General features: G+C 47.1%; 16 protein-coding genes. All 16 read right to left on the bottom strand.

Translation table 11 applies throughout. From position 1 onward, the window contains the following. Positions 1-166 precede the first annotated feature (166 nt). Entirely contained in the window at positions 167-1,060 is an 894-nt protein-coding gene (locus tag V1501_RS14485) for a polyprenyl synthetase family protein (RefSeq protein ID WP_409289186.1), read from the bottom strand. A 3-nt stretch (positions 1,061-1,063) separates the two neighbouring features. Next, on the bottom strand, positions 1,064-1,294 hold the full coding sequence (gene xseB, locus V1501_RS14490) for an exodeoxyribonuclease VII small subunit (protein ID WP_409289188.1): 231 nt from the start codon (positions 1,292-1,294) through the stop codon (positions 1,064-1,066). Beyond that, on the bottom strand, positions 1,287-2,642 hold the full coding sequence (gene xseA, locus V1501_RS14495) for an exodeoxyribonuclease VII large subunit (RefSeq protein ID WP_409289190.1): 1,356 nt from the start codon (positions 2,640-2,642) through the stop codon (positions 1,287-1,289). Before xseA ends, xseB begins: the two co-directional genes overlap by 8 nt. A 104-nt stretch (positions 2,643-2,746) precedes the next feature. Beyond that, positions 2,747-3,607, bottom strand: a complete 861-nt coding sequence (folD, locus tag V1501_RS14500; protein WP_409289192.1) for a bifunctional methylenetetrahydrofolate dehydrogenase/methenyltetrahydrofolate cyclohydrolase FolD — start codon at positions 3,605-3,607, stop codon at positions 2,747-2,749. Positions 3,608-3,640: 33 nt separating this feature from the next. Then, complete coding sequence (gene nusB / locus V1501_RS14505; RefSeq protein ID WP_409289194.1) at positions 3,641-4,033, bottom strand: transcription antitermination factor NusB; 393 nt, start codon at positions 4,031-4,033, stop codon at positions 3,641-3,643. Between the two features lie 246 nt (positions 4,034-4,279). Next, on the bottom strand, positions 4,280-4,690 hold the full coding sequence (locus V1501_RS14510) for an Asp23/Gls24 family envelope stress response protein (protein ID WP_409289196.1): 411 nt from the start codon (positions 4,688-4,690) through the stop codon (positions 4,280-4,282). A 33-nt stretch (positions 4,691-4,723) separates the two neighbouring features. Continuing rightward, entirely contained in the window at positions 4,724-6,076 is a 1,353-nt protein-coding gene (accC, locus tag V1501_RS14515; RefSeq protein WP_409289198.1) for an acetyl-CoA carboxylase biotin carboxylase subunit, read from the bottom strand. 13 nt (positions 6,077-6,089) lie between these two features. Then, a complete protein-coding gene (accB, locus tag V1501_RS14520; protein ID WP_409289199.1) occupies positions 6,090-6,578 on the bottom strand; it encodes an acetyl-CoA carboxylase biotin carboxyl carrier protein in 489 nt (162 codons plus the stop codon). Positions 6,579-6,898: 320 nt separating this feature from the next. Further along, a complete protein-coding gene (locus tag V1501_RS14525; RefSeq protein ID WP_409289201.1) occupies positions 6,899-7,465 on the bottom strand; it encodes a SpoIIIAH-like family protein in 567 nt (188 codons plus the stop codon). 23 nt (positions 7,466-7,488) lie between these two features. Further along, the gene (spoIIIAG, locus tag V1501_RS14530) at positions 7,489-8,139 is read right to left on the bottom strand and encodes a stage III sporulation protein AG (RefSeq protein WP_409289203.1); all 651 of its coding nucleotides are present in this window, start codon (positions 8,137-8,139) and stop codon (positions 7,489-7,491) included. 5 nt (positions 8,140-8,144) lie between these two features. Further along, complete coding sequence (gene spoIIIAF / locus V1501_RS14535; protein ID WP_409289204.1) at positions 8,145-8,738, bottom strand: stage III sporulation protein AF; 594 nt, start codon at positions 8,736-8,738, stop codon at positions 8,145-8,147. Between the two features lie 4 nt (positions 8,739-8,742). After that, the gene (spoIIIAE, locus tag V1501_RS14540) at positions 8,743-9,945 is read right to left on the bottom strand and encodes a stage III sporulation protein AE (protein ID WP_409289206.1); all 1,203 of its coding nucleotides are present in this window, start codon (positions 9,943-9,945) and stop codon (positions 8,743-8,745) included. Between the two features lie 17 nt (positions 9,946-9,962). After that, a complete protein-coding gene (gene spoIIIAD / locus V1501_RS14545) occupies positions 9,963-10,358 on the bottom strand; it encodes a stage III sporulation protein AD (protein ID WP_409289208.1) in 396 nt (131 codons plus the stop codon). A gap of 6 nt (positions 10,359-10,364) precedes the next feature. Next, positions 10,365-10,571, bottom strand: a complete 207-nt coding sequence (spoIIIAC, locus tag V1501_RS14550; RefSeq protein ID WP_101643394.1) for a stage III sporulation protein AC — start codon at positions 10,569-10,571, stop codon at positions 10,365-10,367. 17 nt (positions 10,572-10,588) lie between these two features. Beyond that, a complete protein-coding gene (spoIIIAB, locus tag V1501_RS14555) occupies positions 10,589-11,104 on the bottom strand; it encodes a stage III sporulation protein SpoIIIAB (protein WP_409289210.1) in 516 nt (171 codons plus the stop codon). Continuing rightward, positions 11,097-12,029 (bottom strand): stage III sporulation protein AA, encoded by a 933-nt coding sequence (gene spoIIIAA / locus V1501_RS14560; protein ID WP_409289212.1) that lies wholly within the window; start codon positions 12,027-12,029, stop codon positions 11,097-11,099. Before spoIIIAA ends, spoIIIAB begins: the two co-directional genes overlap by 8 nt. Between the last annotated feature and the right edge of the window lie 266 nt (positions 12,030-12,295).

Raw genomic sequence — 12,295 nt, forward strand, 5'->3', positions numbered from 1 at the left:
CATTTCGGTTTCGTTTTGATGTGCTCATCTGATTATATACATTTGCCTGGAAAAAAAGCCGCTAACACGTAAGTGGTAACGGCAGCGATTCTGTATCTATCCTTATATCGTTTGATTGGTTATCAATCATTATAGCATATTTCTACATTTTACTACAAATAGGTGTTCAATGATCCCTTAAAGCTATGAGGTCAGCCAGCTCAAGCAGCAGCGAGATCTCAAGCCCTGTGGCGCTTAGGGCCTGTTTTGCCAGAACCGCATGCTCCGCAAGCTTTTGTTTAGCACCCTCCAGAGTCAGGAGGCCGGGATACGTATTTTTATGATTATGCAGATCACTGCCTACCGGCTTCCCTATTTTCTCTTCAGTTCCCTCTATGTCGAGGATATCGTCCTGGATCTGGAAGGCTAAGCCGATATGATGCGAAAAGGTATGCAGATGCTCCTTCTCGGCCTCACTCCCCCCGGCAAGGATGGCACCCGCCTGGACACTGGCCGATAGGAGTTTTCCTGTCTTATTTTCATGTATATGCTGAAGTCCCGGAAGGTCGAGCTCCATACCTTCAGCAAGGATATCCTCGGTCTGCCCGCCAACCATCCCTTCAGCACCTGCCGCACGGGATATCTCCCTGATCAGAGCAATGACAGCCTGAGGGGATACTTCATCAGCAGGAAGGTCTGTGAGTACCTGAAAGGCCAGCGTCAGCAGGGCATCTCCGGCAAGTATGGCATTGGCTTCCCCGAATACCTTATGACTTGTCGGCTTTCCCCTTCTCAGGTCATCATTATCCATGCTCGGCAGGTCATCATGGATTAATGAATACGTGTGTATCATTTCAATGGCGGCAGCCGGCTTCAAGCCCTTGTCCGGATTCTGTCCGAAAGCATGGAGCACAGCAAACACCAATAGGGGCCGGATCCTCTTCCCTCCCGCATTCAATGAGTATTTCATCGCTTCCTTGAGAGCGGCCGGGGCAGTAAGTCTCTCTACAAGGGAGACTGCTTCTTTTTCCACCAGCCGCTTATATGTTGAACTGAATTCTTCGAGATTCGGATTTTCCAAGTGCTATTCCTCCTCAGCGGCAGTGAAGTTGCTGAGTTCACCATCTTCCTTCAGAATCTGCGTCAGCTGTTCTTCAACGGAACTTAATTTTTTATGGCAGATACGGGAAAGATCCATGCCTTCCTTGTAGATTGCAATTGCTTTTTCAAGCGGCACTTCACCGTCTTCAAGCTGCTCGACGATTTTTTCAAGATTTTCCATGGCTTCTTCAAAGCTCAGTTCTTTATCACTCATCTATTGGTCTCTCCTTTTTATCTTCTACAAGGCAGGTTAGTTCTCCATCTTTCATTCTCACCTGTATTTTATCCCCAGGACTGACATCTGCGGAGGTTTTGATCAGCCTGTCTGCTTCAGTATAAACAAGGCTGTAGCCCTTTTCCATGATTTTCAGGGGACTTCGCGCGTCAAGCGTTGCGGCAAGATGGCCAAAGGACTGCAGCTTTGATTTATATATGCCGCCCATCAGCCGCTGCAGCATTTTGGACTGTACTTCAAGACGCGCTGACGCTGCAGCCAGCAGCTGTTCCGGATTCCTCTTTTCCAGCGCTCCTGCAAGCCTGCCGACTTCATCTTTTTTTGAGGCAAAGTATTTTTCAAAACTCCGTGTGAATCTTTCCGTTGTTCTATCCAGCTGTTCGGTTTTTTGCTCGTAAAGCCGCTTTGGGTAGCGAAAGGCATAGGACCTCTCGAGCCGCGCAAGGCGCACCCGCCCATCGGTGAGGAGCTGCCGCATTTCGCGGGCCAGTTTGTTTTTTTGAACCATCAGCCTTTCCAGAATCTCATTCAGATGAGGCACTGCAAGCTCCGCTGCCCCGGTCGGTGTCGGTGCCCTCAAATCTGCAGCAAAGTCGGATATCGTAAAGTCGGTTTCATGACCGACAGCTGATATGATGGGAATCGTTGAAGAAAAGACCGCCCTCACTACTTTTTCTTCATTGAATGCCCAAAGTTCTTCAATCGAGCCGCCGCCCCTGCCCGCTATCAGTACATCCGCTTCGCTGCGCTTGTTCGCAGTTTCAATCGCCCGCTTGATGGATTCAGCAGCCTGTGTGCCCTGGACGAGGGCCGGGTAAATAATGATATTGGCGATGGGATACCGCCTCTTCAGCGTAATCAGGATATCCCTTACGGCTGCACCAGTAGGGGACGTTATCACGCCTACCGTCCCCGGATAGGCTGGAATCGCTTTTTTATGTTTCGGGAGGAATAGGCCTTCCTGCTCAAGCTTTGCCTTCAGCTGTTCATATGCCAGATAAAGCTCCCCGACTCCGTCAGGTGCCATCTCCTTTACATAAACCTGATACTGGCCGCTCGGGGCATATACCGAGATATCCCCTTTGATTAGGACATGCATCCCATTTTCAGGCACGAACTTCATTCCGGAAGAATAGGTCTGGAACATGACGGCAAGGATCCTCGACTTATCGTCCTTCAGCGTAAAGTACATATGGCCGCTGGAATGCTGCTTAAGGTTTGAGATTTCACCTTTTATGTACAGATTCTGCAGATGAGGGTCTGCATCAAATTTTCTTTTGATATATTTAGTCAAAGCCCCGATGGTTAGATAAATAGGCTGTTTCATTTTATAACTCCCTTTGATCAAGGCGTATGCCCTCAATAGAAAAGCTGTCTATTTGTTATTATAAACAAGCAGACAGCTTCTTTGAACATTTAAGCCTTAAAAAGTCATAGAGGAATCCCGTTCGCCATTTTTGCGGATTTCACTGTATTGAATAAAAGCATGGTGATCGTCATCGGCCCGACCCCGCCCGGGACTGGGGTGATGTAGGCAGCTTTATCCTTCACACTGTCAAAGTCCACATCGCCGCACAGCTTTCCCTCTTCATTGCGATTCATGGCAACATCTATAACGACGGCGCCTTCTTTAATGTGGCGGGCCTCAATCAGGCCGGGCTTTCCGACAGCGGCAATCAGGATATCAGCCTGCCGCGTGTAAGATTCGAGGTCTTGGGTCCTGGAGTGACAGAGGGTGACCGTTGCGTTGGCATTAAGGAATAATTGGGCTGCCGGCTTTCCGACGATATTGCTGCGCCCAACAACGACCACGTGCCTGCCTTCAGGCTTAATGCCGATATATTCCACCATTTTCATGATGCCAAAAGGAGTACATGGATAAAAGGTTTCTTGATTTGTCATAAGCTTCCCGATATTGACCGGATGGAAGCCGTCCACATCCTTATCAGGGGAGATGGTTTCAATGATGGCTGTTTCATCAATATGTTCTGGAAGGGGGAGCTGGACCAGGATTCCATGAATCCGGCTGTCTTCGTTCAGTGCTGCAATATTCTGTGTGAGTTCTTCCTGGCTCACATCTTCAGGCAGCTGGGTCATAACAGAATAAATCCCCATCTCCCTGCATGCCTTTTCCTTCATTGAAACGTAGGTCCGGGATGCCTGGTTGTTTCCGACCAGAATTACAGCCAGCCCCGGTGTTACATGACGGCTTTTCAGATCTTCCACTTCAGCCTGGAGGTTCTTTCTTATATCGGCAGCGATTTCTCTTCCATTTATAATAGCAGCAGTCATGTTACCTTCCCCTCTCAATTCTATATTTGACTCTTATTTCCCCAGATCGTCCTTTACCTTAGAAAGAACTGCATTGACAAACTTGCTGGACTGATCATCCCCGAATGTCTTGGCAATCTCAATGGCTTCATCCAGAACTACATTAACCGGGACTTCTTCTGATGAGGTCATCTCAAAGACCGCAAGCCTCAAAAGATTGCGGTCAATTGCCGCCAGCCGTTCAATCTTCCAGTTTTCAAGATGGGCTTTTATCTTTTCGTCAATGCTCTCGATATTCTCAGTTGTTCCATTAACAAGAAATTCTAAATATTCGTCCTTTTCCATTCCATCCAAAACATTTTCAAGGCTCTCCTGGATCTCGGCCTTGCCTAATTCTATTTGAAAAAGAGCCTGCAAAGCCTTTTCTCTAGCCGTTCTTCTTTTCATTATGTAGCTCCTTTGCTTTTTCAATTAATGTATTAAGATAATAGCATAAACGAACATTAAACGGTAGTGCCGAATAAAACATTAAGAAATTTCGTTATGCCGTTCTCACTTTCCTTCTCTTAGATTATGCCATACGCCGGGAATCAAATCATGAAAAGTCCCAATGGCACATTTAAAGTCCAGGAAGAAAGGATGTTTCTATCGAAAACAGCAAAAAGAAAAAAACCAAAGACAAAATGCCTTTGGTTAAATTTCCTGATCGTACTCCGCTTCAGGCTTTTGATTCTCAAATTGTATTCCTACAATGTGGACATTCACTTCTTCCGGTTCAAGCGCAGTCATGTTGATCAGTGCCTGCCTGATATTATCTTGTACTTCCTGGGCAACGCTCGGTATGGATACGCCAAACTTCATCGTGCAGTATATATCGATTTTGATGCCTTCTTCGCTCAGGTCGACCCTTACACCCTTGCCGTGATTTTTCTTGCCAAGCTTCTCCACGACCCCGGATGCAAAATTGCCCCGCATATTCGCGACTCCCTCTACTTCGTGAGCCGCTATACCTGCGATGACTTCTATAACCTCTGGTGCGATTTCCACCTTTCCGAAGCCTTTACCGCTGTTGCTCATTTCAAGGGTTGTTTGATTTTCGCTCATGTGAGCACCTCCTGTATCTTCATTATGAGTTCATTATGAGTTCATCACATCATATAATTCAAGAAACTTTGTATTGAAGTTACCCTCGACAAATTTCTCATGCTGAAGAAGCTTTAAGTGGAACGGTATTGTGGAATGAATGCCTTCCACTACAAACTCAGATAATGCCCTCTTCATCCGTTCAATAGCCTCTTCCCTCGTTTCGCCATAGGTAATCACCTTTGCGATCATGCTGTCGTAATATGGAGGGATATTATACCCTGGATAGGCGGCTGAATCAATCCTTACACCGAATCCGCCGGGAGGTAGGTACATTTCTATTTTTCCGGCTGAAGGCATAAAGTTCTTCTCTGGATTTTCTGCGTTGATACGGCACTCAATCGCCCAGCCCTTAAAGGTCACTTCCTCCTGAGTGAGGGACAGCTTCTCTCCGGATGCGACTTTGATCTGTTCCTTGATTAAATCAACTCCTGTGACCATCTCGGTTACGGGGTGTTCAACCTGGATACGCGTGTTCATTTCCATGAAATAAAATTTGCGTTCATGGTAATCATATATGAATTCAATGGTGCCGGCACCGGTGTAGTCCACTGCCTGTGCAGCCTTCACAGCTGCCTGGCCCATTTGTTCGCGCACATCGCTGTCAAGTGCGGGAGAAGGAGTCTCCTCCAGCAGCTTTTGCAGGCGGCGCTGAATGGAACAGTCGCGTTCACCGAGATGGATGACATTCCCATGGGTGTCGGCCATCACCTGTATTTCTACATGGCGGAAATCTTCAATGAATTTTTCAATATAGACACCAGGATTGCCGAAGGCTGTCATGGCTTCCTGCTGGGTGATCTGAATCCCTTTAACAAGCTCTTCCTTCGTACGCGCGATCCGAATGCCCTTGCCGCCCCCGCCGGCTGTTGCTTTGATGATGACCGGAAAACCGATTTTCTCGGATATTTGAAGGGCGTCATCGGCATCCTTGACGATCCCCTGTGAACCAGGAACAATCGGTACTCCTGCTTCCTTCATGGTTTCCCTGGCAATATCCTTTGTACCCATCTTGGAAATGGCTTCCGGAGACGGGCCGACAAAGATGATGCTGCATTCGCGGCAAAGCTCTGCAAAAGCAGAGTTTTCGGCCAGGAATCCATACCCGGGGTGAATGGCATCCGCTCCCGTAAGCGTAGCAGTAGAAATGATATTCGTGAAATTCAAATAACTGTCCTTGGACGCTGTCGGCCCGATGCAGTATGCTTCATCTGCAAGCTGGACATGCAGTGCCTCCCTGTCTGCCTCGGAATAGACTGCAACCGTCTCGATTCCGAGCTCCTTGCAGGCACGGATGACCCTGACGGCAATTTCTCCCCTGTTGGCAACTAATAACTTTTTTATCATATAGAAACGCTCCTTATTCAGCCTTGACTAAGAATAATGGCTGGCCGTATTCAACCAGCTGGCCGTCCTTGACCAGCACCTCCACAATTTCCCCATCCACTTCAGCTTCAATTTCGTTGAAGAGCTTCATGGCTTCGACAATGCAGACTACACTGCTTTTTGACACTTTAGAGCCCTGTTTGACATAGATATCCTGGTCAGGGGATGGAGATGCATAGAATGTTCCAACCATCGGCGAGGTGATTTTATGTAAATTTTCTGCCGGCTCTTCAGGCTTGTTCCCGGCTGCCGGTGCTGCTTCAGCAGGTGCCGCAGGTGCCGCCTGCTGGACCGGGGTCTGTCTCACTGTCTCCGCCGGTAAAATCTGCTGTATGACCGCACCTTCCGCAGCCGGGCTGTTCTTTTTCATTTTCAGCTTTACGCCGTTCAATTCATATTCAAATTCATCCAGACTGGATTGATCAACCAATTTAATTAGCTCACGAATTTCCTGTACCTTCAAAACCTAAGCACCCCTTGTCCTTTTTGCTAATAGTATCATATCCATTGCTAAAACACATGCGCGATAAAAAACAGCAGATCTTTATGTACCTCCTGCCAGCATTATGACTAGCTACTAACATCATACGATAATACCTCATCAAAATTCAATATCCACCATCGAATACCGTTATAATTCTACTGTTTGCCTGTCTTAGGGAGCTATATTTACAGTTCCATCCACAATATGTACAATATTTCCAGATGAACTTGGTTTACCATATTTCTTTCTTTCAGGGAAGGAAAAAAGAAGGCCCCCCGGCCTTCCCTTTTCAAACTGCTTCATTTTTCCGGCTGAAATTGTACAACCACGTTAGCAGCATTTCCAAGCTCTTCATTCACGACGTTCATAATGTCATTGGCTGCAGAACTGGATTGTTTTTTGGATTTTACGGTCACATGGACGTCATTTCCTTCTATTTTAACAAGGGCTCCTTCGTAATTCATGGAAACGATCAAGGATTCAAGCAATCCTTCTTTCATTGTCAGATCATCAAGGCTTTTAATTTTATCATATGCCTCGGCCTTCTCCTTCGACGTCACATCGCCGGTCATCCCTACCGCCAGATCCTCTTTTTCCTTGTTGCGCTCATCCTCTATGGTCATTCTCATGGCTTCAAACACTTCATCATTGGCAGGAGTGATGACCGATTTACTCTTTGTATCCTTTTCCTTGGCTGCCGTTTCATCGGCAGCTGCCGGCTTCTTAGGGGTTTCTTCCTTCTTTTTCCCTTCGGAAACGGCCATGTCGCCAGCCGGCTTCTGCGGGGTCGTGATGTAATAAACTGATAGAACCACAACTAGACTTAGCATTGTAAGTAACCAAACTGTCTGTTTCTTTAATAACATGAATAATCCTCCTTAATTATCGGTCATTTTTTGGCCAGTACTGAGACACGGTGGCTGGAAACATCAAGCACCCTTGTTACGGCTTCTCGTATCCATTTTTTAACTTCTATGTTATCGGCGCCTTTCGCCACGACCAGTACCCCCCGTATCGATGGTTTTTCTGTCTGGACGACAAGCGGGACTTCTTTTTCTCCGTCTCTTGTCAAAACCAGCTGTTCATCGGTGGAAGAGTCCTCAACCTGGCGCTTTCCGCCGTCACGGTCTTCTTCGTTTGTGATTTGTCTGCGGATGACTTTATTTTTTTCAAAAATCTTTTTTTCGGATGATTCGACATTCACCATTACGGTTACATCCTCAATGCCCGCTACGTCTTCAAGTGCATCCTTCAGCAGTACCTCATATTGTTTTTCATAGTCGGTGAATAGTTTTTTTCCGCTGTCCTTCTTCATTCCGAATGCTGTCACATCTTCTTTCACATCCCCGGCAGCCGGGACAGCAGAGACGCCCTCGGTGCCTGTACTATGATTCTTAGAAAGAAAGCTGCTAGAGATCATCAGCCCAATGCCTATAACAAGGACCGCTAGAACGTATGCATGCTTGGAAGGTTTTCCGGGTCCGTTATCCTTTTTCAGGAGCTTGGCCAGCAGTGAAAAAGGATTATTATCACCTTTCATGTTCATCACCCTCCTTCAAGCTCAATCGCCAGAATTTCTTCTTTGATTGACCATTTAGCTGCGAGTAATTGTTTGATGGATTCTACATCTGCATTGTGCTCCTGCAATGGTTTAGAGGTGTCAATGCGGACCGGAGCGATGGTTTCTTCAGCCCCGTCCCCTGCCGGCGCCAGAATCACTTTAATGCTGTTAATGTCTTTTGGGGACTGGGGCTGATCCTTTTCGGCTTGGACAATAATTGAATCTACCTTCATCTGATACTTATTCATCAACTCCTCTTTGACATCGGCTTTCAGCTGAACAGCCATCTGTTCTAAAATATATGCATGCTGTGAGGCTTGTATTTCTTTTTTCTTCACTTCGATTGCATTTTCTATGTTTTGTTGTTTTTCCCCCGAGTGAAGCGCCGTGGCAACAATGTGTTCAAAGTCTGTGGAAAATAATTTAAGTATGGGAGAAAGAATGATTGCTATCAGCAGCAGGCCGATGACCATTTTTGCGTACTTCTGCATGGAGGAGTTTGGCAGCAGCATGTCTATGACAGTTGCAAGCAGGATAAATAGAATGATGTTGGTTACCCAGGACGTGATATATTGCATGATTTCACCTCACCATGAGTGTTACATTGCCGGCTGCTATTATGACCGTTATGCTCAAAAAAAACATGATCGAGACAATGGCAAGGGCTGCGAATATGTAGATCATGCTCTTGCTGATAACACTGAGGCAGCTGATGACCGGACCGCCGCCAAGCGGCTGGAGGATGGCGGCAGAAAGCTTGTACACAAAAGCGACTACAAGTATTTTAAGTGCAGGGAAGACGCAGATCAGAAGCAGGATAACAACCCCTGCCAGCCCCACCGTGTTTTTCAATAAAACCGATGCACTCATGACGGTATCTGTGGCATCTGAAAACATTCTGCCCACCACCGGTATGAAGTTGCCTGCAATGAACTTTGCGGTCCTAAGCGTCAAGCCGTCTGCAACAGCCGTGGAGGCCCCCTGGACGGAAATGACGCCGAGAAATATGGTCATAAACGTACCAATCAGCCAAATGCTTCCATTTCTCAGGAGATTGGCCAGCTGAGTGACTTTGTATTGTTCAGAAAGTGTGCTTACGATGCTGAGGATTGCTGAAAGCATCAGCAGCGGCAGAACAACGTGCTGCATCAATAGGCCGCTCGTGTTCATGAGGAATACAAGGACCGGATGAAAGAACGCAGCCGAGACAGCTCCGCCAGAAGCCGCAATCAGGGCCAGCAGCAGCGGGATCAATGCCATGAGGAAGGAGATCATCAATTCAATTGTATCCTTTGTATATTGGATGGCCACATGGAAGCTGTTCAGTGCCAGAATGATCAGGACCATGAAAACGATGGCATATGCCACCTTGCTGACTGAGCTTTTTTCGAAGGCTGACTGCAGGGACTGCAGAAACATGCTCAGCACAGTCAGAATCACCAGGGTGCCGAGAAGCCTGCCGTTGACCAACAGCTCATGAAAAACAAATTTACCCAGGCCTTTGGCCCATTCACTGATGGAAAACTTCTTTTCTCCGCGGATAAAATCCATGAAACTGCCCTTTTGGCTTTCTGGAAGAAAGCCTCCATATTCAGTTGAAACTTTTTCCCAATATTCTCTTAAGGAGTCGACCCCAAGTTTCTCAAGCTGGGAATTCATCATTTGTTCAGTAGCAGGCGGTTTCCCGTCCTCTTCAGCGAAGGCTTCAGAATGATTCAGTGCTAAAAAAAAGGCTGCAAATAATATGAAGATACGGATTTGTTTGATGGTCCATTCACCTCCCAATCGGAATCGGTCTGCTCCTAGCTTGGTATAAGTTTGATTATGGTTTCGATGATGACTGTGAGAATCGGGATGGCCATCGACAGGATAATGATTTTTCCGGCCAGTTCGATCTTTGACGCAATGGTTCCCTGTCCCGCATCCTTCGTGATTTGGGATGCGAATTCTGCGATATAGGCAATGCCGATAATTTTAAGGATGGTTTCAAGATAGATCATGTTCACATTTGCTTTAACAGCAATCTTCTCTACCATGGAAATAATTTGTGAAATTTGGTCGAGCAGAATCAAAAAGATAGAACATCCGGTAAAAACGATTAAAAGGAATGCAAACGATGGCTTCTGTTCTTTCACAACCAGGGCAAGGAAGGTAGCAATCAGCGAGATACCGGCTATCTTCAGGATCTCAGGCAGCAATCTCTGTCACCCCTCGAATAAAAAAACCGATTTAATCTTCTGAAAGAGATCGTCCATCACAGAGGCCACCATGAATAAAATAAAAATGAAGCCGACCAGGGTGACCCATTGTGCATATTCCTTTTTCCCAACCTGATCAAGTACCGTATGAAGAAAAGCCACAATTATGCCGACTCCGGCTATTTTAAATATAAGATCTACATCTATTCCCATATCCTTCTCTCCTTAGGTTACAAAAGTAAAATGACAAGCAGCAATCCGGACAGGAACCCAAGACTTTTGAGCATTTTTTCATATTTCAGCTGGCGGTCCGCCGCCTCTTTTTCTTCCCGCTCCAAATGGGTGAGGGTCAGGTGTATCTGTTTTTGCTGGCTCGCCCTGTCATGCATGCCAAGTGTTTCTCCGAATTGGGCAAGTATTTCGAACTCTTCGCGCTTCAGGGAAAGCTCCGGCCAAACTTCCTTCAGGCTTCCTTCCCAGGCATCACGGGCCGTCGTGCCTAAATCCCCAAGTCTTACCGCGAAGGAATCGAACAGATTTGATACAGGTTTTGGCAGCTGGCGGGATAGCTTTAAGGATGCGTCCTTCAAAGGGGTATGGCTGTACATAATTTCCGCCTCAAGCGCCTGCAGGGAAGATCTGAGCTGCCTGATATGCCTTGTCCGCTCAGTATATCGCCGCGCCATATCATAACCGCCCCATGAGGCGGCAGACAGAATCAGTCCTGCACCAATCAGCTTAATCATGACGGCCTGCCATACTTCGGTCCACCCGATTTCCATCCTTGTCAAGGATGCCGGCAATGACCCCCGGTACACCGGCACGCCCCAGTTCGATAAACCGCTCAAAAATTCCATGCCTCAATATTTCATGAATGATCGGGCGCTTCCTGATTTCCTGAAGAGTTTCCCCATGGGTGGTAATGAACAGCCTGATGCCCGCATTTGCTGCTTCAAGCACAGCGTCTGTATCTTCCCGTCTGCCGATTTCATCCACAACCAGCACCTCCGGCGACATGGATCTGATCAGCATCATCATCCCTTCTGCTTTTGGGCATCCATCCAGTACATCCACGCGGTCCCCGAGGTCCAGCTGCGGGACTCCCTTTAGAGAGCCTGCAATCTCAGAGCGTTCATCCACGATTCCTACTTTACTCGGTTCAATTCCAAAAGAGCCGAAACCGCTGGATATGATTCTTGCCAGATCGCGGAGGATAGTCGTTTTTCCAGTCTGGGGAGGTCCGATGATCAATGTATGGAGCCATTGTCCATTCTGGTGCAGGCAGGGAATGAGAGGTTCACCTGCTCCGATTTTTTGTCTGGCAATCCGGATATTATAAGAGGATATATCCCGGACAGCTTTCACTGATCCATGTTCAAGTATCACCTTGCCAGCAAGACCTACCCTATGGCCTCCCTCTATCGTCACATAGCCCCTCCTCAATTCTTCATCCAAGGTATATAAGGAAAATTGGCTGAGGGCATTAAGAAACCTGACAGAGTCCTCCTGTGTGGCCCTATAGGGCAGGAAATGCGCTTTCCCCCCAGTCATGATCTCTATCGGCCTGCTGATGCGAATTCTGATTTCTTCCAGGGAATCAAGTATTTCCCGGGGGAGGGAGCCTATTAGACCTGAAATGCTCTCGGGCAGGAATGCTAGAATTGTTTTCATATTTATACCTCCAGCTTCCATTTCTCATAATTAAAATGTATGCCGGCTTGTACACAATATGACTTGTCCCGTGTAAAAAGGTGCAGCATCAAAAATGCCGGCCGTCAAAGTGACGGCCGGCATTTATTTTTTTCGCTTCGATATCCTGAAGGAAAAAAGCCCGGAGGCGGCCCCGGGCTTTTTTCATAAATAGTACTAATGTAAGTTTCATTCACGCGGAACTGGCCGGCAGAAATCTTCCGCCGGTCCAGCCAGATGCATTCCTT

Source organism: Paraperibacillus esterisolvens (assembly GCF_046237625.1).
Taxonomy (GTDB): Bacteria; Bacillota; Bacilli; order Bacillales; family DSM-1321; genus Paraperibacillus; species Paraperibacillus esterisolvens.